The 25,031-nt window shown below is 39.5% G+C and carries 21 protein-coding genes and 1 pseudogene; 7 read left to right on the forward strand and 15 right to left on the reverse strand.

Annotated features, from left to right (window positions below; genetic code table 11):
• The first annotated feature begins 76 nt into the window (after positions 1–76).
• Entirely contained in the window at positions 77–2,737 is a 2,661-nt protein-coding gene (gene acnA / locus IGI42_RS03275; RefSeq protein WP_438714250.1) for an aconitate hydratase AcnA, read from the forward strand.
• Positions 2,738–3,958 (forward strand): NADP-dependent isocitrate dehydrogenase, encoded by a 1,221-nt coding sequence (icd, locus tag IGI42_RS03280; protein ID WP_438714252.1) that lies wholly within the window; start codon positions 2,738–2,740, stop codon positions 3,956–3,958. It abuts the gene before it with no gap.
• Positions 3,959–4,064: 106 nt separating this feature from the next.
• Here the strand turns inward: icd and IGI42_RS03285 are convergent, their stop codons facing one another.
• Complete coding sequence (locus IGI42_RS03285) at positions 4,065–4,922, reverse strand: sulfurtransferase (RefSeq protein WP_438714253.1); 858 nt, start codon at positions 4,920–4,922, stop codon at positions 4,065–4,067.
• 65 nt (positions 4,923–4,987) lie between these two features.
• On the opposite strand from IGI42_RS03285, the gene IGI42_RS03290 reads away from it, so the two are divergent.
• Positions 4,988–5,206 (forward strand): hypothetical protein, encoded by a 219-nt coding sequence (locus IGI42_RS03290; protein WP_438714255.1) that lies wholly within the window; start codon positions 4,988–4,990, stop codon positions 5,204–5,206.
• 68 nt (positions 5,207–5,274) lie between these two features.
• Here the strand turns inward: IGI42_RS03290 and IGI42_RS03295 are convergent, their stop codons facing one another.
• Both IGI42_RS03295 and IGI42_RS03300 read right to left on the reverse strand, forming a co-directional pair.
• On the reverse strand, positions 5,275–5,502 hold the full coding sequence (locus IGI42_RS03295) for a hypothetical protein (RefSeq protein WP_438714256.1): 228 nt from the start codon (positions 5,500–5,502) through the stop codon (positions 5,275–5,277).
• 107 nt (positions 5,503–5,609) lie between these two features.
• Positions 5,610–6,086, reverse strand: a complete 477-nt coding sequence (locus tag IGI42_RS03300; protein WP_438714257.1) for a GAF domain-containing protein — start codon at positions 6,084–6,086, stop codon at positions 5,610–5,612.
• A 288-nt stretch (positions 6,087–6,374) separates the two neighbouring features.
• On the opposite strand from IGI42_RS03300, the gene IGI42_RS03305 reads away from it, so the two are divergent.
• Positions 6,375–7,799: a peptidoglycan DD-metalloendopeptidase family protein gene (locus IGI42_RS03305; RefSeq protein WP_438714259.1), complete on the forward strand. Its 1,425-nt coding sequence runs from the start codon at positions 6,375–6,377 to the stop codon at positions 7,797–7,799.
• 151 nt (positions 7,800–7,950) lie between these two features.
• Positions 7,951–9,638: pseudogene (locus tag IGI42_RS03310) on the forward strand (IS1182 family transposase).
• On the opposite strand, the gene budA reads toward IGI42_RS03310, so the two are convergent.
• The 5 genes from budA to IGI42_RS03335 form a co-directional block, all read right to left on the reverse strand.
• Positions 9,613–10,314, reverse strand: coding sequence for an acetolactate decarboxylase (gene budA, locus IGI42_RS03315; protein WP_438714260.1), 702 nt, complete (start codon positions 10,312–10,314; stop codon positions 9,613–9,615). The pseudogene IGI42_RS03310 and the gene budA overlap by 26 nt on opposite strands.
• Before the next feature lie 12 nt (positions 10,315–10,326).
• Positions 10,327–11,982, reverse strand: coding sequence for an acetolactate synthase AlsS (alsS, locus tag IGI42_RS03320; RefSeq protein WP_438714262.1), 1,656 nt, complete (start codon positions 11,980–11,982; stop codon positions 10,327–10,329).
• Between the two features lie 266 nt (positions 11,983–12,248).
• Positions 12,249–13,013 carry an amidohydrolase family protein gene (locus IGI42_RS03325; protein ID WP_438714263.1) on the reverse strand — a complete coding sequence of 255 codons (765 nt, stop codon included), beginning with the start codon at positions 13,011–13,013 and terminating at the stop codon, positions 12,249–12,251.
• A 170-nt stretch (positions 13,014–13,183) separates the two neighbouring features.
• Positions 13,184–13,657 (reverse strand): SAM-dependent methyltransferase, encoded by a 474-nt coding sequence (locus IGI42_RS03330; RefSeq protein ID WP_438714265.1) that lies wholly within the window; start codon positions 13,655–13,657, stop codon positions 13,184–13,186.
• 34 nt (positions 13,658–13,691) lie between these two features.
• A complete protein-coding gene (locus IGI42_RS03335; RefSeq protein ID WP_438714267.1) occupies positions 13,692–14,519 on the reverse strand; it encodes a MerR family transcriptional regulator in 828 nt (275 codons plus the stop codon).
• Positions 14,520–14,623: 104 nt separating this feature from the next.
• Here IGI42_RS03335 and IGI42_RS03340 point away from each other — a divergent pair, with 104 nt between their 5' ends.
• Entirely contained in the window at positions 14,624–15,487 is an 864-nt protein-coding gene (locus IGI42_RS03340; RefSeq protein ID WP_438714268.1) for an SPL family radical SAM protein, read from the forward strand.
• Positions 15,488–15,529: 42 nt separating this feature from the next.
• On the opposite strand, the gene IGI42_RS03345 is transcribed toward IGI42_RS03340, so the two are convergent.
• A complete protein-coding gene (locus tag IGI42_RS03345; RefSeq protein ID WP_438714270.1) occupies positions 15,530–16,495 on the reverse strand; it encodes an aldo/keto reductase in 966 nt (321 codons plus the stop codon).
• Positions 16,496–16,822: 327 nt separating this feature from the next.
• Between IGI42_RS03345 and IGI42_RS03350 the strand changes: the two genes are divergently transcribed.
• Positions 16,823–17,728, forward strand: coding sequence for a LysR family transcriptional regulator (locus IGI42_RS03350; RefSeq protein ID WP_438714271.1), 906 nt, complete (start codon positions 16,823–16,825; stop codon positions 17,726–17,728).
• Between the two features lie 118 nt (positions 17,729–17,846).
• Here IGI42_RS03350 and IGI42_RS03355 read toward each other — a convergent pair whose 3' ends face one another.
• From IGI42_RS03355 to IGI42_RS03380, 6 genes are all read right to left on the reverse strand, one after another.
• Complete coding sequence (locus IGI42_RS03355; RefSeq protein ID WP_438714272.1) at positions 17,847–18,806, reverse strand: ATP-dependent 6-phosphofructokinase; 960 nt, start codon at positions 18,804–18,806, stop codon at positions 17,847–17,849.
• Between the two features lie 565 nt (positions 18,807–19,371).
• A complete protein-coding gene (locus IGI42_RS03360; protein WP_438714274.1) occupies positions 19,372–20,256 on the reverse strand; it encodes an AraC family transcriptional regulator in 885 nt (294 codons plus the stop codon).
• 257 nt (positions 20,257–20,513) lie between these two features.
• A complete protein-coding gene (gene fabV / locus IGI42_RS03365; protein ID WP_438714275.1) occupies positions 20,514–21,719 on the reverse strand; it encodes an enoyl-ACP reductase FabV in 1,206 nt (401 codons plus the stop codon).
• 184 nt (positions 21,720–21,903) lie between these two features.
• Positions 21,904–22,212 (reverse strand): PTS sugar transporter subunit IIB, encoded by a 309-nt coding sequence (locus tag IGI42_RS03370; protein WP_438714276.1) that lies wholly within the window; start codon positions 22,210–22,212, stop codon positions 21,904–21,906.
• Positions 22,213–22,300: 88 nt separating this feature from the next.
• Complete coding sequence (locus tag IGI42_RS03375) at positions 22,301–23,896, reverse strand: solute:sodium symporter family transporter (RefSeq protein ID WP_438714277.1); 1,596 nt, start codon at positions 23,894–23,896, stop codon at positions 22,301–22,303.
• A gap of 115 nt (positions 23,897–24,011) precedes the next feature.
• Positions 24,012–25,019 carry a Gfo/Idh/MocA family oxidoreductase gene (locus IGI42_RS03380; protein ID WP_438714278.1) on the reverse strand — a complete coding sequence of 336 codons (1,008 nt, stop codon included), beginning with the start codon at positions 25,017–25,019 and terminating at the stop codon, positions 24,012–24,014.
• Positions 25,020–25,031: the final 12 nt, after the last annotated feature.

Genomic DNA, 25,031 nt, shown 5'->3' on the forward strand with positions numbered 1-25,031 from the left:
CATTTACATTCTTTTTTTTTATTCGTATAATAGACCAACAAGTATCTATCAATAACAGAAGGGAAGGATCGTCAACATGAATTGGACAAAACAAGCAACAATCAAGGGCGAACAATATACATACCTTGACCTATTAACAGTCGCCTCTACTTACAATAAAGAGCTCGCTCGCTATCCGTTTAGCATTCGTATTTTGCTGGAAAGTTTAGCTCGCCACAAAGAAATGGAAGCGCTAGAAGAACTTATCGACTACGATGCTAAGAACCCACAAGGAGTTATTCCCTTCCGGCCGTCTCGCGTTATACTACAGGATTTCACAGGTGTTCCAGCCGTAGTTGACTTAGCAGCTATGCGTGACGCCGTGGTGAAACTTGGTGGAAAAGCTGAATACATCAATCCTGAAATTCCGGTAACACTAGTAGTCGACCATTCCGTACAAGTCGATTGTGCTGGAACAAAAGAAAGTCTCTCTTATAATACTGAAAAAGAATTTGAACGCAATCAAGAACGCTACCAGTTTCTTAAATGGGCACAACAAGCCTTTGACAATTTTGATGTAGTTCCACCAGAAACAGGGATTATTCATCAGGTCAACTTAGAATTTCTTTCAGATGTTGTCTTAAAACAAACCAAAGATGGGGAGAACTGGTTGTTACCTGATTCATTAGAAGGAACCGATTCACATACCACTATGATTAATGGTTTAGGCGTTTTAGGCTGGGGCGTTGGCGGAATTGAAGCAGAAGCGGCAATCCTAGGTGAAGCCTCTTTCTTTCCAACACCAGAAGTCATCGGAGTTGAACTAACTGGTGCTCTAGCACCGGCTGCAACAGCAACCGATTTAGCCTTACATTTGACCCAGTTGTTGCGTAATGAAAAAGTGGTTGGTAAATTTGTTGAGTTCTTCGGTGAAGGTTATCAAAAATTGAGTTTATCTGATCGTGCGACTATCGCGAACATGGCACCTGAATATGGTGCGACGTGTGGTTATTGTCCAATTGACCAAGAAACATTGAACTATTTATTAGTTACTGGCCGGACTCCCGAGCAAGTTGAATTAGTAGAAATCTATGCGAAAGAAAATCACCTCTTCTATGATGGACAAGAAACACCAGAATATACGAGAGTTATTCAGTTAGATTTAGCCGAAATTAAGTCTTCACTCGCTGGGCCAAAACGACCTCAAGATCGCATTCCATTGGATCAAGTAGCAGAGAGCTTTGCAACATCCTTGACGAATCCAAGCGGACCACAAGGTTTTGGTTTATCAGATGAAGAGATTAACAAATCAGCTCCTGTAGCGAACAAAGGAGAAACGATTCATACTGGTGACCTAGCACTGGCTGCGATTACCAGTTGTACCAACACTAGTAATCCAAGCGTAATGGTAGCTGCCGGCTTATTAGCGAAAAAAGCCCTTGAAAAAGGATTACAGGTTCCATCTACTATCAAAACGTCCTTAGCACCTGGTTCCAAGATCGTTAAAGCGTACTTGGAAAAAGGAAATTTGCTAGAACCATTGGCAAAACTGGGTTTTGACATTGTTGGGTATGGGTGTACAACTTGTATCGGAAATTCAGGGCCTTTGGCTGAAGAAGTAGAGCAAACAATTAAGGAAAATGATTTAGTGGTTTCAGCCGTTCTTTCAGGTAATCGTAACTTTGAAGGACGGATTCATCCGTTAATCAAAGCTAACTACTTAGCTTCGCCACCATTGGTTATCGCTTATGCTTTGGCTGGTACAGTAACAAAAGACTTAACAACTGAACCGATTGCTGAAAACGCTGATGGCCCGGTTTATTTGCAGGATTTATGGCCAACAAAAGAAGAAATTGCGGCCTATATTGATGAGCATTTGGATCCAGAAGATTATCAAGCAGCTTACAAAGATGTTTACCAATCTAATGAACGCTGGAACCAAATTCAGACCTCTGAAGGGGCAACTTATGAATGGGACGAAGCTTCAACGTATATTGCGAATCCACCATTCTTTGATACCTTAAGCAGAACTTTGGATGCTACACCATCTTTATCTGGTTTAAAAGTATTAGCAAAATTCGGTGATTCAGTTACGACCGACCACATTTCACCAGCTGGAAATATCGCATTAAATACCCCAGCCGGACAATATTTGAAGAACCGCGGCTTAGCGTATAAAGATTTCAACTCTTTTGGTTCAAGACGGGGTCATCATGAAGTCATGATGCGGGGAACCTTTGGCAATATTCGGATTCAAAATCAACTAACACCGGATGTCACTGGCGGCTATACTCGATCAGCTTTAACTGGCGAAGAAATGAGCATTTACGATGCAGCGATGCAATATCAAGAAAATGGGATCAGTTCAGTCATCTTAACTGGAAAAGACTATGGAATGGGGTCTTCTCGTGACTGGGCGGCTAAGGGTACTTCTTTATTAGGAGTTAAAGCCGTTATCGCTGAAAGCTATGAACGAATTCACCGCAGTAATTTAGTCATGATGGGCATTGTTCCATTGGAATACTTAGAAGGTGAAACTGCTGAGACATTAGGTCTTGATGGTACCGAAACCTTCTCCATTGATATGCCAGCTGAACCTAAGATTAATCAGCTTGTTACAGTTACCGCCGAAAAAGAAACGCCAATTACTTTCCAAGCGAAACTACGATTTGATTCAAAAGCTGACATCGAGTATTGGGAAAATCAAGGAATTTTACAATTAGTAATTCGTAAAAAAATGAATGAGGAGACTAACTAAATGACAAACACTCCAATTGTGCCTTACATCGAAGGCGACGGTATCGGTCCAGAGATCTGGCAAGCGACTAAAACTGTTGTGGATGCAGCTCTTGAGCTTTCTTATGGGGCTGAGAAAAAAATTCAATGGTTAGAAGTTTTAGCTGGTGAGAAAGCCTTTAATCAAACGGGTGAATGGTTGCCGGATGAAACTGTGGCAGCGATCCAAAAACACAAATTAGCCATCAAAGGACCTTTAACCACGCCAATTGGTGGTGGCATTCGTTCCTTGAACGTAGCTTTACGCCAAACTTTAGATTTATACGCTTGCGTTCGTCCTGTTCGCTATTTCAAAGGTGTTCCTTCGCCTTTGAAAGAACCTGAAAAAACGGATATGACGATCTTCCGGGAGAATACCGAAGATGTTTATGCTGGAATTGAATTTGCAACTGGCTCTGATGAAGCAAATCAGTTGTTGGATTTCTTAAAAAACACTCTTTCAGTCACTAAAATACGTTTCCCTGAAACTAGTTCATTAGGCATCAAGCCGATTTCTAAAGAAGGCAGCGAACGCTTGATTAAATCAGCTATGGATTACGCAGTTGATCACCAATTAACGCGCGTAACCTTAGTCCATAAAGGCAATATCATGAAATTTACTGAAGGTGGCTTCAAAAACTGGGGCTATGATGTGATCGAGCAAGACTATTCACAGGCCTTCACAATGAACCAATACAAAAAAATTGCTAGTGAAGACGGCGAGCAAGCGGCAGAAGCGGCTTTAGCTGCTGCACGTGAAGATAAAAAAATCGTTGTTGATGACGTAATTGCTGACAACTTACTGCAGCAAATCCTGTTATACCCTGAGAAATTCCAAGTAATTGCTACAACTAATTTAAATGGCGATTATATTTCAGATGCACTAGCCGCACAAGTGGGCGGAATTGGTATCTCACCTGGAGCCAACATTAATTACCAATCTGGTCATGCCATTTTTGAGGCAACCCATGGTACTGCTCCAGATATTGCCGGAAAAGGTTATGCCAATCCTTGTTCACTGTTACTTTCAGCTACCATGCTGTTGGACCATTTAGGCTGGTTTGAAGCAAGCAAAAAAATTACAGCGGCGATTGAAGCGGCAATTGAAAAGAAAATTGTTACAAAGGATTTTGCACAGGCTTTAGATATTCAAGAAGTCTCTACTAGTCAATTTGCAGAGGAACTAGTTAACTTAATGAATTAGTAAAAAGACTCTTTAGGTTTATTCTGGCCTAGAGAGTCCTTTTTTTCTGTATAACTATTCTCAAACTTGCTTTGGTTTAACTTTCGAAGCTGCTCATTACCCCAAATCATTTCTTGATCGGAAATTTTTGAGGATTTTTCGAATGCTTTTTGCTCCAATCATACCCACCGCCATCGAACAGGCGAACCTTAGTCCAGCCTAGCTCTTTGGCAACAAAGAAGGCCGTAGAAGCTCGCCAGCCTGTCCCGCAATAAAAGACAATTTCTTTTTCAGGAATGATCCCTGCTTTCTGCCATGTCTGAGCAATTTCCGGTAATGGTTTAAGTCGTTGATCGATGGTCAGCAAATCTGCTACCTCATCTTTCCCACAGCTAGCTGGAGCAAAGACCGCTCCCCCTGGTTCTCCAGCTTGTTCAATGTAAGAGTAACTGCTCGTCATTCCACTATACTCAGCCCAACTGCGAACACTTGCCAAAACCAATTCAGGATTACGGACTTTGGCTGCTAGTAAATCCTCGGAAGTCGAAAGAAGGACTTCTGTTCTTTCAGGACCCTTCCACTGTCCATCCTGCGCTTTTTCAAACCCACTGGCCCCTTCATCTAGTGGAAATCCATTCGCTTGCCATGACAGCAAACCATCTTCGAGTATTTTCATCCGACTAATTCCCAACCAATAAGCCACAAAAGCTACCCGACAGGCCGCACTCAAATTATCTGAATAAATTAGTAGCGGGGTATTAATTGTGACTCCTTTAGCTGCAAATACTCTACGGCACTTGTCTGCTGATAAAATATTCCAACCAGTAGCTTCTGCTTCGATCTCATTGGTGTCCATGTAAATCGCTCCTGCCAAATGAAGCTGCTCATACGTGGAAGTTTGCTGATTTCCAACGGCTAAGGCTTTATACCCTGATAAAAGTAAGTGATAAGCTGTAGCCGCATCAACAAAAAAATGTTTGTTCAATTTTTCACCCCTTCTGACTTGCTGAAATTCTGATTTTTCCCTACAATGAAATGGGAGGGATTTTCATGAACTATTATGACTCAATCAGCGATTTATTACTAGATTTACGTGGGGATTTGGAAGAAATCGGAAATGAAAATATCTGGGTTTATTATGATAACAGCGGAAACGTGACCGATTATCGTTACAAAAATACCCCTGAAGAAAGAAAACCAAAAGAGCGGGAAAATCAAACGATCAAAGAAATGCCAGCAATTGATCTATTAAATGAATTATCGATTTAAATACAGAAAACGAGTACTCACTGAATAGCGAGCACTCGTTTTTTAATTTTATAAGTTAACTGTCCCTCTTAGCTGAAAAAACATTGAGAAGAGATGATACCTGCTATTTCGCTGTATTTGATCATTACTTTGCCGTCTGTTTCGTCAATCTTGTCTGCATCTAAACCATAGAACCGCTCAACGTTGACAATACAGCCTTCGTCAGTCTTTTTCAGGACTTCTCCAATAATCGGACGTTCAAAGTCTACTTTTCGACATTCATAGTTCTCTCCAACAATAATCGCTTCTTTATTCATTTATTCACCTCAATGGACGTATTTACTACTCATTAATAGTACCATTAAACACATAAAAAGGCTATATAAACGCAAATGTTTTTTCAATAAAAGAGTATTCCTTAACATTAATCAACATTTTGCAGCAATAACGCCACATATTGTTCCAAGTAGAATTGGTCAATTTGATCATACATTCCTGTTTCTGAGCTGTCCAAATCTAATACTCCTATTAACTGATTCCCTTTTTTCATAGGGACAACAATTTCAGACCGTGCAGTTGAATCGCACGCAATGTAATTGGGATGCTTCGTTACATCTTCAACAATCAACGTTTGATTTTTCTCAGCAGACTCACCACAGACACCTTTGCCTAGTGGAATATGTACACAAGAAACATTCCCTTGGAAAGGTCCTAAAATCAGCTCTCCTTCTTTAAATAAATAATAACCAGCAAATACAGTGTCAGGTAATGTCTGGTTTAATAAAGCCGATGAATTCGCTAAATTTGCGATTAAATCAGTTTCACCTTCCAATAAGGCTTTTTGCTGTTCCAACATTAATTGGTAAGCTGCTTCTTTTGCTTCTTGACTGTTCCAACTCATAAATAAAATTCCTCCTCTTTGTGACTATTTTACCCTATCAATTTGAAATACACCATCGTTTAAATCACTCGATTCTCGTTGAATTTTTATCATATTTTCATGTTGCTACCACCCTAGTGATCCGATGTCAATAGGGTTTATGTGTTTTTTAGCCTCTTTTATATTTCAATTCCTTTACAAACTATACGGTTAGATAAAAGATTACCTTTTCTCCACTTTTTCTTCACATTTTCTTATATAATCAAAACGTTGAGAAAATTAGAATCTGATAATTAAGTGAGGAACGAAATGATCAAACTAAAAAAATATACTGCATTAGCTTTATGTGCTCTAACTCTTGGTGCACCATTAAGTGCTAGCGCCGATGAATTTGACCAAAAGATTGCTGAACAAGATGAAAAAATTGAAGGATTGCAACAAACCGCTCAGTCGGTTGAATCACAAAAAGCTGCTTTAGAACAAGAAGTAGCTGCCGTTGAAACAGAAGTTACCAATGTGTTAACTCAAAAAACACAGGAAGAACAGAAAGTCAGCGAATTAACTGCAAAAATTCAAGAGTTGCAAGCAAAAATCGAAAAACGCGAACAACAATTGAAAGAACAAGCCCGTAACGTCCAAACTAGCAACACAGCAACTAATCTAGTTACAACTGTTATGGAAGCTAAGTCAATTAGTGAAGCAGTTGAAAAAACTATGGCTGTATCAACGATCTTATCTGCTAGTAAAGAAGCTATGGAACAACAATCAAATGATAAAGCTGAACTTGAGGCACTTCAACAAGAGTCTCAACAACGTTTAGCAGTTATTACTGAGAAAACAGAAGAATTAAAAGCGAAGCAGGAACAATTAGTTAACGCAAAACTTGATCAACAAGTTAAAGTAAATGAAATCCAAGCTAGCATCGCTACTGAATCTGCTCAAAAAGATAAATTCCAACAGCAAAAAGAAGATGCTGAAAAGAAACGCCAAGAAGCTTTAAAAGCATTGGAAGAACAAAAACAAAAAGAAGCACACGCACGTGAACAAGCGCAAGCTGAAGCAGAAAAGCAAGCCCAGATTGCGGCTGAACAAGCGCAAAAAGCATTAGACGCTGCTGCGGCTGAACAGGCTGCTGCCGAAAGCGCTGAACAAAAAGCCCAAGCTGAAATCGTTGCTTTAGAAGCACAAAAACAAGCTGAGCAAGCTAAACAGCAGGAGCAGCAAGCACCTACTGTTACTAACCCAGAAGTAACGCAAGTTCCAACACCAGCTCCTGCAACTAATAACCCTGCAGCTCCTGTTGCTGAAACGCCTGCACCGGCTGCTACAAGCAGTGGTTGGGGATCACCGTTAGCGACTGGCTTAATTGTTACTAGCCCATTCGGTCCTCGAGTAGATCCGACTGGATTATCTGGTACACAACATGATGGAATTGACTTTGCTGGCGCAGCTGGTACTTCAATCCTTGCCGCTAAAGCTGGTACAGTTGTGGAAGCAGGTTTCCACTGGTCAGCTGGTAACTATGTGATCATCCAGCATTCTGATGGCTACTACTCTTACTACATGCATATGATTTCTACACCAAATTGCGGTGTAGGTCAACAAGTAGGTCAAGGTCAAGTAATCGGCGGAATGGGAACAACTGGTAATTCAACTGGCGTTCATTTACACTTTGGTGTATCAACAGCCGTTTGGTCTGGTTTTGTTAATCCAGCCCCACTATTAGGAATTTAATTCAAAAGTGGCTGTGACATAAGTCTTCACAAAACGCCCATGAAAAGAACGAGAAAACCGTTCTTTTCATGGGCGTTTTTGGGTAAAATAATAGAGTATAGGTGGCTGCCTATACTCCAACATTCTAATCCCCGAAAGGACTAAAACAACAATGACTAATTATAACATGAATCAACTGACTTTGGATATCTCTACTTCTTATGTTCCTAAAAAAGACAATACCGCTTGGTTTATCCATGAACTGGTAGAGGCGCTTCAACTCAATGAGCCCTACCTTTTTGGCAGACCTCGGGAATACGATTTAGCGTTAATGCTAAAACTCGTCTTATTTGCCTACACCCGAAGTGTCTTTACTAGTCGAAAAATTGAACAACTCGCTGAAGAAAGTCTGCCTGCTCGTTGGTTGACCCAAGAACGTGTGCCTTCTTATCGCACCATTGCCCGCTTTCGTATTTCAAACGATGTGGAGGAGCTGGTTAATCAAAGCTTGGACGCCTTAACGAACTATTTACGGGAGCGTCAATTGATTGACGATGCCTTATTTATTGATGGCACAAAGATTCTGGCAGATGCCAACAAGTACAGTTTTGTTTGGAAAAAGAATACCCTTCGCTATGATCAAATGAATCGTGAAAACATTGTTTCCTTAATGGGTGAGCTAAAAGAAGCCTATCAAGTGAAGCATATTCCTGAAGGATCAGACCTGACATTCGATCTGTTAGATGAAGTCTTGACCCGGTTGGAACTTCGTTTAGAAGAATTAGAACAGGAAGTGAGCCGAACGAAAAAGGTCTCCCCTAACCCAGCGAAGCAACAACGCCGTACTCTGAGGTCACAAAAGCGCAAGCTAGCAGAGCGCCGCGAAAAAATGGCCGACTATCACCTGCGTCTTGCTCGTTGTGGCACCCGCAACAGCTATTCAAAAACGGATGTGGATGCCACTTTCATGCGTGTCAAAGAAGATCCAATGCAAAACGGACAATTGAAGCCAGCGTACAACCTTCAAATTGCCACGTGCAATCAGTTTGTGTTAGATTATGATGTCTATCAAAACCCAACAGACATGAAAACATTACGTCCTTTTTTAGAAAAAATGAACGTACCCGAAGGGGCAGTGATCGTCGCAGATGCCGGATACGGCTCCGAAAAAAACTACCGTCATCTGGAAGATGACTATCCCCGACACACGGCGTTAATTCCTTATGCGACAATGCTTAAAGAACAAAGCAAGAAATGGAAAAGTGATGAGCGTAAAGTCATGAACTGGGCCTATCATGAAGAAGACGATTATTACATTGATTCCAAAGGTGTGCGCTTTAACTTCCACGCCTACCGTCAACGGACAGACGATGACGGCTTTACCCGGGATTTCAAAGAATACCAAGCGGAGAAATATGATGAAGACAAGAAGGTTATTCCCGCAGCGTTGACGCCAAAAGGTTACACAAGAAAAATCAGTGTCAATCCTTCTTGGGAATATTTTAAAGCAAAACAAGTCGCATTGCTTTCAACCCCTGAAACAGGAAACATCTACGCACGAAGAAAAATCGATGTAGAACCTGTTTTTGGTCGGATGAAGGCTTGTTTGGGCTTCACTCGATACCATGTCCGAGGCATGGAAAAAGTGAAAAAGGAAACGGGACTCCTCGTTTTGGCGCTTAATATGATGAAACTGGCGGTGAAGGGCCGAGCAGAACTCCTTCGCTGCTAAAAAGAATAGGCACTTCTCGGAAAATCTTACAGATTTTCAAGAAGTGCCTATTTTTTTTTACATATGTCGAGGCTACTTATGTCACAGCCACTTTTTTGTGTCTTATTCTGCTTCTGCTATATCTTTAACTACTTCTTCTAGATCAATTTCACGTTCTAGATAAGCTGGATCATGAATTGGAAAATGTTGACGAAATTCTTCCAACTCGCTCCACTCAATTGTTCCTTCGTTTAGCTTATAATCTAACACGTGTCCACCGAATTTTTTATCATCGCTGATAAAATGCAAATGGAAACCAGCTGAAGCGGCACCTTGGAATAACTCGGGAGTAAAGAAACCAATAATCGTTCCACTAACCTTTTCTTGAGAAAATTCTGGTTGATTACGAGCAGCTTCTACAAACTTAGGATAAGGTTTCTTTTGTTTAGGTGAAACCCGCACATGCATAAATGAGAAGCTTCCAGTTATCTTAATTGCTGCAAATAAATTGTTGCTAATACGAGCCATTAGTTGGTCTACAATTTCCTGTGACGTTTGCTCTTCATCGATTTCAAGAACTTGTTCGGCTTTAAAATTAGTGACCGCAGCATACGGAGTCCACTCTTGACCTGTTAAGGTATGAATTTCACCTTTTTCATTGGCATGATACATAATGCTATCTAAAATAATCACTTCACCATTAGAACCTGATAATGTCCCTAAACCGAAATCACCATATGCACCTAATTCCCCGATTTTCTCTGTGCCATCCATCAGGTCACTCATCAAAGCGCCTAAGGTTCCATGCTGATATAAGTAACTCATTGTCTCCACCTCTTAATAAAATTGATCTGGTAATACTGTTTTGCCCAACTCTTTGTTGTCGCGATAGTCGATGGGAATATCAATGATTACCGGGCCCTCTGTTTTCATTCCTTCTGCCAAGGCATCATTCAACTCTTGCACGTTAGTAGCTCGCAGGCCTTTTGCTCCAAATGCTTCGGCATATTTTACAAAGTCAACAGGTCCAAAATGCACACCAGAAGAACGATCGTACTTCATTTCTTCTTGGAATTCTACCATATTATAACTGCCATCATTCCAAATCAGATGCACAATATTTTGCTTCAAACGAACCGCTGTTTCTAGTTCTTGAGCTGAAAACAAGAATCCACCATCGCCAGAAACTGAGATAATCTGGGTGTTGGGTCTAACTAACGCTGAGGCAATCGCCCAAGGTAAAGCTACGCCTAACGTTTGCATTCCATTACTGAAAAGTAAATGACGTGGTTCGTAACTTCTAAAATGGCGCGCCATCCAAATATAGTGACTGCCGACATCTACCGTGATCGTCATGTCGTCTGTCACTTTTTTTTGCAATGTATGAATCACATCTAGCGGATGAATCCGCCCTGCAAGTTGATTGCTCGGCTGACGATCTGTTTCTTGCAGTTTCACTTGTAAGGTTTCTAGGTAGTTAAGTGCATCCTCTGGCAATTTGTAACTGCCCATTTCCTTTTTTAACCCTTGTATATTCGCAGCGATATCGCCAATTAATTCTTCTTCTGGTTGTAAATAAGGATCGATTTCAGCGGATACTTCATCTAGGACAATGACATGGGCATCTTTTTCGGCGTTCCAGTTGCGGGCTTCATACTCAATCGGGTCATACCCCACCGCAATTACCAAATCACTACGTTTTAAAAGCATATCTCCAGGTTGATTACGGAACAAGCCTACTCGACCAAAGAAATGATTTTCCAAATTTCTGGAAATAATTCCGGCTGCCTGGAAGGTTTCTACTACGGGAAGTCCCGTTGCTGCGACTAATTCACGGATCGCTTCAGTTGGTTTTTCGGCAGAAGCGCGCATACCTACTAATAGAACAGGTACTTTGGCTTCCTTAACTTTTTTAGCCAACTCTTGTATGTCTTCCCGACTGGCACCACCTAATTTAGGAACGGACAAGGGTTCAATAACGTCTCCTTTGACTTCACTATCCGTGACATCTTGAGGGATCGAAAGAAAGCTAGCTCCTTTTTTGGCAGTCTTTGCAATACGATAAGCATTGGCAATATTTTCCGAAATCGTTTCAGGATCTTGAATTTCCGTACTATATTTTGTAATTGGGCTAAACAAAGCGGCATTATTCATGCTTTGATGGGTTAATTTAGATAAATCTGAACGCTTTACTTGTCCAGCAATGGCTAAAACAGGATCACTTTCAGCCGTAGCAGTAACTAAACCCGTAGCAAGATTACTTGCCCCAGGACCACTTGTAGCAATCACTACCCCAGGCTCACCCGTTAAACGACCAATTGCTTGTGCCATAAAAGCTGCATTTTGCTCATGGCGCGTAATAATTAATTCAGGTCCCTCATCTTCTAAGGTATCAAATACACCGTCAATTTTGGCTCCGGGAATCCCAAAGACAAAGGGTACTTGATGATTCATTAAACTTTCTATAATAACTTCTGAGCCTTTTTTACTCACTGTTATACACCTTCTAGTTTTCTGTATTATTAACATCGAGAAATATAGCACCAAAACCTAAATATATCAAATAAGAAACATTCGAAACATGTGTATCATAATTTCTTTACCTTTAACACTGTAGTAATAAGCTTTCTTAATTTTATCCAGACTTTTTGCACATTAAAAAAACTCAGATGATACCTTCATCTGAGCTGGTCTATTTGATCGAATTATTTAACGTTTTTTTATCCAGACACTTTCAGTTGGTTCACAAATATTGTTCTCTATTTAGTCAAATACCAGTTTTGAGCATTTTTCAGTAAAATTTTTTCAGCTTGTACTTCGGAAAAAATCGTTTGAATCAGCGCTATATCTTTGATATTGAATCGTTCAGGTGAGCGTGTCGATGGTAAATCACTACCAAAAATTAACCCGTCAGGATTTTCAGCATACAGCTCTGGCAACAAAGTAATTAATTGTTCTCTTGTATAGTCAATTCTTCCAAAACCAGTTACTTTAACGGTTACACCACTGGCTAAGAGTCTTTTTAATTTGTCCTTTGAAGAACTGCCCATACCTAAATGATCAATCGATGCTTTAGGCAGCTTAAGAATCACTTTTTTCAGCTCTTCAGAAAGAGTGTCCAAATCCAAATAAAATTCGGTTTTCCATTTAACTAAGTCATAAACTCTTGCTGAAAAAGCTTCGATGGTTTGAATACTTTCAGATACTCCACGGTAAAGGTTAAAACGAATCCCTCTAACGCCAATTTGGTCTAATCTTACAATCTCTTCATCGGAAGTCTCAATAGGCAGCTGTGTAATCCCAACGAAATCGGGGCCTAGTTTAGTTAACGCATTTTCTAAGTAGGTTTGATCAAATCCTTGGAAAGAACCGGCAACAACGGCACCCCCTCGTGCTTCAATTCCTTGATTCGCTAATTCTGTCTGGTAATCCTCCACGGTATACACTTCTGGTGTAAATCCATTATTGGTAATAATCGGATAATTGGGTTCGATAATATGAAGATGGCTATCAAATATTTTCATTTTTTCCTCCTAAAGCGGGATTACTAAAACTAGTGGTTAATTTTATTATACTATGAAAATGAGTAGCTACTAAATTAATCGTTAGTAACTACCCATTCTCTTAGCATTATTTACATACAGATATTGCAATTAACCTAATTTTCAATCAGCTCTCTCTAACATAACTTTACTTATGCTTCAAAATTGAACTCTTTTGACCAGTCAAACTCACCAGATTCTTCGTAGCTTTGCGGCCAATGAGCACACCAATCAGGCGATTGATATTCCTGGACGATCTCTGCACTAGGAGTGTAGGGCTTCAGATCCAAAAGCGGACTACCCACTTCGGCATCCAAATAATCCAGTTCAACAATTCCAGCTTCTTCATCTACCGAAAGGATACCAGCCACTGATACAGCAATGGGATTAGGCCGCACTGGACCTCTTGTCGCAAATATTCCCAATTTTTCTGGCCCCTTCTTATACGGTTTTTCTACTACTCGTTCTGCCCGTAATTCTGGCACGTCCAGTTGATCAAACCAATACAGAACCATCACATGACTGAAATCCCCCAGCCCCAGCAATGCATCCTTCACTTCTTCTTTCAAAACCAAAGTTGTTTTACCTTCTTGCTGTGATACTTTACCAATCGCTTGTAATTCCATTGGACATCTCCTCCTGTAGTACGAGGATAATCCCTTACACTGTGTGAGAGTCAAGTCGCATTAACGGAATTTGTAATTCTGTTAGGTATTCTTCTGGATCATCCGTCTCATCAGGTCCAATATGGCAGACTTGGCGTGTAATTTTGATCATTTGGTATTCTGGATGCTGATCCAACCAATAGGCAAACTCCCGATAAGCACTTGCTAACTGGTGATAATTGCCTTTTACTAGCATACTAGCTGCCAGCGGAATTTCTGGAATCATGCGGCTTTCTAAGGGTGCAGCGACTGGTGCCAGCTTTGAAGTTCGCCACACTAATTCAAGATCCACATCCTGCTCCTTGTACTCCTGATCATAAAAAATCGTCGCTGTTCCTAACTCTTCAGAAAAAATCAGTAACTCCTGCTTAGCCATCTCATCATAGAATTCTTGCCAAAACTTCCCCTCATGATAAAAGCTTGTAATTACCTTACGTATACAAATTGCTGGAAAACTAGGAATCGCACATAGTTTTACTTCGTAGGAAACTGGATGGTTCATTCGCTGAATTGTTCGATGAATCGTTTCAATCCTCAACTGAGCCTTAGTCATTTCTTCTTTAATTTCTTGCTCTTTTTCAATTAGTCGGGCCGCTAACACCTCCTGTGAAGCGGTCAACAACTCTTTGATTTCTTGTAACGAAAAGGTCAATTCCTTTAGTAGCAAAATCCTGTGCAACTGCTCCAACTGTCTAACAGAATAATAGCGATAGCTTGATGCTTGATCAATCTTTTGCGGCTGTAATAGCCCAATCTCATCATAATGACGCAGCATCCGAATTGAGACATGACCCAACTGGGAAAACTCTCCAATTTTCAACATTGTTTCTCCTCCAGTTTTTATTATACGGATTATTCAGCTTGTTGTCAGGAGAATTTTGTGGGATAATCAAAAAGAACAAACGTTCTTTTTGAAGGGGGATTCCTATGCACTACGCTAGCTATAAAACGATTCTTTCACCAACTAATAACATGAATTTGTTTCGCGGCTGTACCCATGGCTGTATTTATTGTGACAGCCGAAGTGAGTGTTACCAGTTGAATCATTCTTTTGAAGATATTGAGGTCAAAGAACAGGCGCTAGAAATTTTAGAAGAGCAGCTTTCACGTAAGCGCAAGCCTTGTATGATCACCACTGGAGCTATGACAGATCCTTATATTCAATTAGAAGAGCGGCTTCAAATCACGCGTCATTCCCTTGAGCTGATTGAAAAATATGGCTTTGGTCTCTCAATTCAGACTAAGTCCAGCCGAATTTTACGGGACTTGGACTTGTTAAAACGCATCAACCAACAAACCAAAGCGGTGGTCCAAATGACTATGACCACCTACGATGAAGAACTGTGCAAAATACTGGAGCCTTATGTATCCAGTACTTATGAACGCTATGAAACCTTGAAGGTATTCCATGAAAATGACATTCCCACTGTGGTCTGGCTGTCACCGATTCTGCCCTTTATTAATGATACTGAGGAGAATTTGTCAGGTATTTTAGATTATTGCTTGAAAGCTGGAGTGAAGGGGATTATGTGCTTTGGCTTTGGAATGACTTTGCGGGAAGGCAATCGTGAGTATTTTTACCAAAAGCTGGACCAGCACCTTCCTGGCATGAAGCAAAAATACCAGCAGACCTTTGGGAATCAATATATCTGCAATAGTCCAAACCACAGCCAACTAATGAAACAATTCATCGAATTTTGCCAAAGGCATCAAATCATGTGGCGCACGGAAGAAATTTTTACTTATTTGAAGAAGTTCGAGCAACGAGAACAACAACTGAGTCTATTTTAAAAACCTCAAATCCATTAAAAATTAGGATTTGAGGTTTTTTGATTAAAGTGATTCCGTTCTTAATTCCAGATAAGCAATTTCTTCTGGGGTTAAATGAACATCTTGCGCTTTTAAGCTAGAAAGCAATTCCTTTTTATTACGCGGTCCAATAGAAGCAAACACATCAAATCGGTCATTTAATACGTAAGCTAAAGCAACGTTAATTGGCTCCACTTCTCTGATCTTAGCTACTTCTTCTACTCGTGCCATTTTTTTGAAGTTGCCTTCTGTGAAGAATGCCCCTTTAATATCTTCTGGTGCATCAGCATTCATGTCTTTCCATAACGGAACGAAGAAACCAGCCCCTTGTGCACCCCAACTCATAACAGTAATACCCATTTCATTATTTTTCTTCACATAATCAGCATCTACATAGACTGCCCGGAACCAACGCGGTTTTTTTACATCAGCTAAAGTAAAGGATGGACTATTTATACTAATACCTTGGTAGCCTTTTTCTTTGCAATAATCATTGGCTGCTTTGATTCGTTCTACCGACCAGTTACTAACACCGTAAGTAGTAATTTTCCCTTCCAAACGATGCTGTTCAAAGCGATCCATTAATTCTTCTACTGGTACGTCTTCATTGTCACGGTGCATCACGTACATATCAAAATGTTTTACACCCATGTTTTTCAGGCTATATTCTAAGTCTTCAGTGATATACTCTGCACCAACACGGCTTTTATCTGGGTATTGGACATTATTTTCATCTACATAATGATGACAAGCTTTATTTACTAGCAGCAGTTCATCACGATTTCCACGCTCTTTTAGCCATTTAGTAATAACTGTTTCAGCTTTTCCGCCATTGTAAAAACGACCTGTATCGATGACGTTCCCGCCATTCGCCACATAAGCATCCATCAATTCAAAAATCGCTTCCTCATTCTCAGGACCAAACCAGCCAGTTCCTAAAGCAATCCGGGCAACCTGCGCATCCAATCCCTTAATCTGACAGTACTCCATTTTCTTCCTCCTATTATTTATTTGAGTAAAACGATAAAAAAGATCATCCCACTCAATTGTTTCATCCACCTAATTACTTAACAACTACAAAGATCGTCTTTATAATAAATTCAATTATTCACAATCTCTTTACAACTCTTATTCTAGAATATTTTGGCAATAAAATCTAATAACTTTTTATACCACTATCAATAGACTTAGACTATCGTTTCAACCAATAGATGAGAAAGTGGTGAAGAAAATTCAAAGTTGGGTGTCTGCTCACAAAAAATAGATGCTTTTTTTCGATCTTATTGATAGAATCTATTTATAGATGAGGTGAAGGTAATGAATCTTAGACAACTTGAATTCTTTTTGGCATTGGCAGAAACAGAACATATGACAAAAGCGGCGAAACAACTTCAGACTTCCCAACCCAATGTCAGTCATGCAATGTCTACTTTGGAACAAGAATTAGGCGTTCCTTTGTTTAAAAAGAATGGACGAAATATCAGCTTGACTAGATATGGACGATTATTTTACAGCTATATCTCTCCTTCGTTAAAGGAAATTTACAAAGGGCAGAAAATTTTAAGCGACATGGCAAACCCCGTACCAGAAGAAATTCATTTTGGTTTTATCTATACAGTAGGCTCTGTAATTGCGCCTCGTATTACCCAACAATTTACTAGCAAAAAGGAGCACCGCAATGTTCAATTTGACTTTCATCAAGGAAATTCAAACCGCATTGTAGAGCTGCTAAAAGATGATGTAATCGATGTTGGAATCTGTTCAAAGGTAAAAAATGTACCAGAAATTCAATTTACTGTACTTGCCAGAGAAGAAATGGTGGTTGTGGTACCAAACAATCATCCGTTGGCAAGTGAAGACGCCATCCACTTGGAAAAGATAATTCCTCACCCGGTGGTTTATTATCGTAAGCAAAGTGGCTTGCGGCCTTATTTGGATGAAATGATGGCTGACTTGGCGATTCATCCGCGCATTGCATTAGAGCTAGATGAAGACCATAGTGTATTAGGCTTTGTCGGTCATGGATTTGGTTTGGCTATCATGCCAAATATCCCATCGATTTCTTCTTATCCAGTGAAAAAAATTAAAATCTTGGATCGTTTACCAGATCGTAATCTTTACTTGGCTATCAAACGTAACCATCTCCATACAGCAATAGTACGTGATTTTTGGAGTTTCTGTCAGAACGAATTTGTACTAGGGGAAACGGTTGATTTGGTTTAATCGTTTACATGTTAAAGACGCAGCGATCAGTCTCACTGCGTCTTTTAATCATGTCTAGCGCTTTATTTAATTAGCGCTCATTTTGTCCTGCTACTTGCCAATCCTTTTATCCAACTACTTATTGCCCGAAAATCCCTCCAATGCTTTCAATAGGATAAATCAATTCCTTTTTACTTTTTAGTGTCGTGTTGATATCCAGTGCCTCAATTTTACGGTTTTTGATCGCTAGACAGCACCCTTGCTTCTCTTTAGACAACCGAGCAATGGCTTTCTTACCGAATTCGATACCTAAGATTCGATCAAAAACAGCTGGGGTTCCACCTCGTTGCACGTGACCTAAAATCAGATCATGGATAGCATAATCAGATACTCGCTCTACTTCCTCTTTAAAATTGCGACAACTGATTGCCCCTTCAGCAAGGATAAATAACTGATACTTCTTTCCTTTCGCTTTGGAGTCTTTGATGATTTTATTAATTTCCAAGGCATTAAAATCGGCTGTTTCACAAATCGTATAATCTGCTCCCATTGCGATGCCAGACCAGAGGGCAATATCGCCAGCCTCTCTTCCCATCACCTCAACGGCAAATATATGGCCATGACTTGATGCAGAGGTAATAATTTTATCGATCGCATCCACCACATTTCCCACTGCCGTCGTAAAACCTAGTGTCAACTCCGTGTCGGGAATATCATTATCGATCGTTCCTGGAATGACGACTGTTGGAATACCTAATCGGTTTAATTCCCAGCCTCCACGATAACTTCCGTCGCCGCCAATTACAATCATTCCGTCAATTTCTGCTTGTCTCAATCGCTCTGCGACTTCTTTACGGATTTTTTCATCTAAAAAGCGCAAGTCTCTAGCACTGCCTAATACGGTGCCTCCTGTGTTCAAGATGGGAAACACATCTTTAGGAAGCAACGAAACCGACTGATTGTCGATCAATCCTTGATAGCCATTTGTATAACCAACAATTTCAATACCTTGTTTAGCTGCCTCCAGCACAACACTATAGATGACCGCATTCATTCCCGGCGCATCGCCTCCACTTGTTAGCAATCCGATTCGTTTCATACTGTTTCTCCTTCTAAAGATAATTTATATTGATTTTGCTTGACCAGACCTAATTGTTCACTACTTATTCTTATTACTAAACTGATTCATATGTTCGCAACCATTTACGCATATGTACAACACTCTTTAACCATTGGCTATTCTTGATATACTCTTATTGAAACCCTAATCTAGGATAATGCATTAGAATCCTAGATTAGGGAACCGTATAATTTTTTTGTAGTTGTGCGTTACTCTAATCATCAGAGCGAATAGCCAATAATGATATTTGGGGTGAACATTATTGACTTTTTTTATTATCCATCGCATTCCTCCAATCAAATGAACAATTATTTATTGAGTCACTAAGTGTGTCTGGACTCACAACTTTTCATAGATTGAAAGCCATGAAAAGTAGTTTACTAGGTTAATCTTCGCCAACATTTTTTATTAAAATAGAGACCGTCTCATACCCTAAGCATTAAGAGCCAACAGTCATCTTTTCTAAGCGACCTTAAGGTACCGTTACCTATTTTTGCTTATTTCGATCTAAATTTTTTTCAGTTTAAAACGCATTTTACATGAATCAAGTTTCAATGGGTTCTTTGGCTATTTCCAAATATTTCTTCCTATATTTTCCGGGACTCATCCCTACTTTGTTTCGAAAGACTAAATTGAAATTACTCACATTGTCATACCCTACCGAAGACGCAATGTAGGAAATACTTTTATCTGTAATCAATAACAAGGTCTGGGCTTCGCCAATTCTTCTGCGGAGTAAATATTGCATTGGTGAATAACCGTAAGTTTCGCTAAACAAATGCGAGATATAATACTGACTGGCATGATTGTCTGTGGCGATCTTTTGCAAATTCAATTGTTTAGAAAAATTCTCGTCTATATACCGTTTCACTCGCAAAGCCAAAGGATCAACGGCAATTTCCGCTTTCACGTCATTCTTCGAAGACTTTAGTACTCCATAGTAAACTAGAGAAAGCAGGGTTTTGCCTAAATATTGGCTTATTTGTTCGTAAAAGTTGGATTGCTTTTGAACCATGGAGAACAATATTTCAAAAATCTCTTTAATTTCATAAAAATGATCGCTGCTCTGAAAAACCGGATTTTGGTCATCTTCAATCAGCGCATTTTTTCTTAAAGGTAACAAATGCAGCATTTTGAAAGCACAACAATAGATACTAAGACCCTCATCCGTATTAATTTGTTCGTCATGAATAACGCCACTATTAATGATTAAGACATCCCCTTTTTTCACATGATAAGAGGTACCTCCAATGAAATAATGCCCTTCACCACTAACAATCAACAAAATTTCTAATAAATCGTCATGTCTGTGCATGATTCTCGGATAAATATTATCTTTTTCTTCAACTGTGCTGACATAGTACAGTTTAGGTACACTATAAAAAGTCATATCATCAGGTAGCTTAGTATCAATAAAGTACTTTTCCATCCTTAAATCTCCCCCAAATAAAAGTATTCCCTTTCACTTTTCATCGTTGTCGTGATTTACGCATCAAATTGTCAAAAGCTATCCACGAATACCGTCATTGATTATTACTGTTTCAAAAAGGCGGAAATATACATTATCAACAGCAGTTAAGTATTGGATTTCACCTATTCATTCAGTCTCGAATCCCTTGATACTTTATGCGCGTTCACTCTCTTAGCTAATTTCACCATTTTTTATTTAATAAACAATCGATTGAATTAAATCGTTAGTTCCATAAGTGATTCTAATTCCAGCTCGTTTTCATCAGAAACACCATCCACTGAAAAACCATTTAAATTCATGAATTCTTTACGAAACAGATCATAAGCGGTTAACTCAGTAGTGAAGTTTTCTGCGTTGATTTTTTCCATCAGTTCAGTAACTTCTTTTTGCAGCTTAGGATCCAACTCCCAATTATCCGGACGTAGACGACCTAATTCATCATACTCAGGTTTATCCCCATAGATCATCTCTCGCAACAAACGGTCCTTGTGCATTATCGATGTTTCATGAGTACCTTGTTCGACCATTAATTTGTAAAGTGCAATACAATACAACGGTAAAATTGGGATAACGGCACTTGCTTTAGTAGTAACTACCTTGGAAACAGATATCAATGCCTCCCCTTTATTCTCACGTTGAAGCTTTTTATTCATTCTTTTCTGGGCTTTTTCAGCATCTTTTTTAGCTAATCCTAAGGTTCCCTTATGATAGAATTCATGGGTACACTCTGGACCAATGTATGAGTAGAGGACTGTTTTGAAATCATCCGTTAAACAGTCATTTTCCAATAGCTCATCGATCCACATTTCCCAATCTTCGCCCCCCATCACTTCAATCGTGCCTTCAATTTCTGATTGAGTTGCCGGGTCAATTTTTTGATCGAAAAGGATTTCTTTTTCCAGATTGATATTTTGGCCTTCAACGGCTTGGCCGATTGGTTTAATTGCCGAGGTGTACACAATTCCTGTATCAGGATGAATTCGTTTTGGCGAAGCGATACTGTAAACCACTAGATCCACCTTGCCGCCAAATTCTTCTTTGATATACGTAATTACTTCATCTTTCATCTTTTTGCTAAAGGCATCACCGATGAAGTTTTTCGCAATTAAACCTGCTGCTTGTGCATATTGCTTAAAATAAGCACAATTATACCAACCAGCTGTGCCAATATTATTTTCATCGACAGGACCTCTTTCAAATGAAACCCCAATCGTATCAGCTTGTGAACCAAAAGCTGTTGAGATTCTCGATGCTAAGCCATAACTTGACGAAGCGCCGAGGACAAGAACTTTTTTCGGTCCTTCGTATGTACCGCGATCCTTTACTAGCTGAATTTGGTTTTCTATTTCCTTTTGGCAGCCTAAAGGATTTACTCCTTTGGCAATATTACCGACTAATTTACTTTTAGTTACTATTTCCATGACATACATTCCTCCACAGTACAAAGTATTCATTCATTTTTTAAAGGGAACATGCCATTGGTTGAACGGCATATTCCCCTACCCTAATTTGAGCATTTTGCAAAATAGGTTGTATATTTAATAGGATCAGGTAATTAATCACATATTCAGTTCCATTAACAAACATTATTGTAGTAGCTAACGTTTAATTTAATTTGGCAATAATTCTTTCAATGTTCATCGTAGTAAAATCTTCATTTGAGATAAAAACAATTTTGGACGTACAGTTTTCTTTCGTAACAATCGATTCCAGCTCCTCTTTGTACCTTGCTACTTGGGGAGTCAGCAGCAGATAATCATAGTCGCGAGCTGCTAATCGTTCATTTACGCGGCTGACTGGTGAATAATCAATGTCATACTCAAGATTTTTCTCTCTTAAGCTTTCAAGAATCTTTGATACAAATAAGGCGGCACTGATTCCTGTTTCGCAGATTAATAATATACTTTTATCCATCTTTGCCTCCTCTTATCTTTTTTATCTATTCTTTGCAGTGGTTAACTGAATATTTTTATACCTTTTTTCCTACTAAAACAAAAATTATTTATCTAGCAAAACCAATTGGTGAGAAGACTAGGAAGACTGCGATTACTAAAATAATTGTAACGGCACCGGCAATCTTGGCGTGCTTCCACGGTTCGATATTTACTTTGGTATCGAAGGAATCTAACTCAAAGTCACCATCTGGTTTCAATTTAGAAACAATAAACATGGTGGCAAGGTCTACGAAGAAAAGAACACTGATTACATAAAGGAAATGAACATCGCTTAAAACGAATTTTGATGCTACATAAAGAACAATATGTACACCAATTGCCCATTTAGCAGATAATGCTGTGGCTTTTTTCGAGAATAAGGCTAACAAAATAATTACTAGTAAAGGCATACTGTACAAACTATTAAACTCTTGAACAAATTGATAAAGTCCCGCTGGCGCAAAGGAAATGAACGGTGCCACAATAATTGAAATAATTCCTACAATCACAGTCACTTTTTTCCCAGTGTGGGTTAACTGTTTATCATCCGCTTTTTTATTGATAATCGGCTTATAAAAGTCCAGTGTGAACAACGTTGATGTTGAATTCAATGCACCTGAGAAAGAAGAAAGAATCGCTCCGAATATCACGGCAGCAAAAACACCATATAATAGCTCAGGTAGCACTTCTGTAACTAACATTGGGTATGCATTATCCGCCTGGTCCATCAAGATATCGCCAAAGAGATTTCTGGCAACAATGCCTGGAAATACTAGGAACAACGCCCCAAATATTTTAAATACACCAACGATATATACGCCTTTTTGGGCTTCGGCTAACGTTTTTCCGGAAAGAGCTTTTTGAACAATCATTTGGTTCGTACACCAGAAGAATAATTGATTAAACAGCATACCAGTAAATAATGTTGGCCAAGGAACGATCGCTGAATCAATCGAACCTACGGAATTTAAAAGCCATGGGGTATTTTCGACAATCGATTCGATCCCTTGGATAACACTTCCATTACCTAATTTACTAAGCCCAAGAATGGGAATTAACAATCCGCAAAAAAGTAAGCCCGCTCCATAGATGGTATCACTGTTGGCACTTAAGCTAAGACCGCCGATCAACAAATAAAGAATACCAATTACGCCAATCATACAAGCAACAATAATAATGGCGGTAATTGGCCTCACGCCCAGCATCTCGTCCACATGGAAAATCTTGTTAAACACCAATGATCCTGAATAAAGAACCACCGGTAAAAATGAAATCATGTACGTAATAATAAATAGTGCTGACACGATTCTTTTGGTAACGGTATCAAAACGAATCTCAATAAAATCAGATACCGTGTCGATGCCATATTTGAAGTATTTTGGTAAAAATAATAGCGCTAGTGCCACGATTGCTATCGCTGCACAGACTTCCCAAGCCATAACTTCCATTCCTGCCATATAACTTTGACCATTTTGTCCCACAATTTGTTCAGTCGATAAATTGGTCATGATAATTGTTCCGGCGATTGGCAAAGCAGTTAGACTACGTCCCCCCATGAAAAAGCCCTCAGATCCTGAGGTATCTACCCCGCGAGAACGACGATAAGCAACAAACCAAACAATAGCAACGATCACTAAAAAACTTACAATCGAAAATAAACTCATATTCTTCCTCCCAGTTGTAATTTATACATTGAATAATTAGAACAAAAAACTGTACGATTGCTGTGTTTATTCCTGCGAAAGTACAGTTTTTTGCTGTTTATTTGTTAAGCGACAATTATAGTTTTACTACTTCACCGGATTCAAAGGCTTCGGTTAAGGCTAGCGCCACTTTCGTCGTTCTAGTCCCATCGGCCGCTCCGACACTAGGAGTTTCATCGTTTAATACACAATTTACAAAATGTTGTTTTTCACGTAAAAAGGCTTCGCTGAATCGAGCAGGCCAAGAAGGATCACATTCTACTAGCACCCCTTCTCTTCCGTAGATTTCAATTCGATCTTTGGCTGGAACTGCTGAGATTCTCAAGTTTCCTTCTGGCATCATGATTTCAGTTTCTACTTGGTAGCCGTTTGGTGCAGAATAACCTACGTGCATTTGGGCAATATTGCCATTTTTGAATTTAATTAGTGCACAGGCATTGTCTGCGCAGCCAAATTCTTCTAATTCTGGATGCAAGAAGCCGCCACCGATTGCATAAACAGACTCTACTTCTTCATCGAAATACCACATTGCTAGATCCACATCATGTACTGACATATCCAACCATGGTCCACCACTTTGCGGTGCGAATTTCAAGAAGCCTTCGATTGTTTCCAACGGATCATTACTCGTCGTTTTAATCATAAATGGTTTCCCAAATTTGCCAGAATCTACTTTTGCTTTGGCTTCTTCATACGAAGGATCAAAGCGGCGCATAAAGCCTAGTTGGAATTTCAATTCTGGATGTTTGTTGCATTCTTCTTCCACTTTGATGCAATCTTCAAGCGTAGTTCCTAATGGTTTTTCTGAAAATACATGTTTGCCAGCATTTAAGGCTTCAATGATTTGTTCTGGATGCAAGGCTGATGGTGAAATGATGAAGACTGCATCAATGGGTGCTTCCTTAATCATCGTTGAGTAATCGCTGAATAATTCAACGCCCCAGTCCTTCACGCGGTCTAATTCTTCTGGCACAACGCTACAAGCGGCTACCAAATCAACTTCTGGGATTTTAAACATTAAATCCTGTGCATGAGTATAACCTAATCTTCCTAGTCCGACGATTCCTGCTTTTAATTTAGCCATTTTCTTCCCTCT

It is taken from the genome of Enterococcus sp. AZ109, assembly GCF_051714625.1.
Classification (GTDB): domain Bacteria; phylum Bacillota; class Bacilli; order Lactobacillales; family Enterococcaceae; genus Enterococcus_A.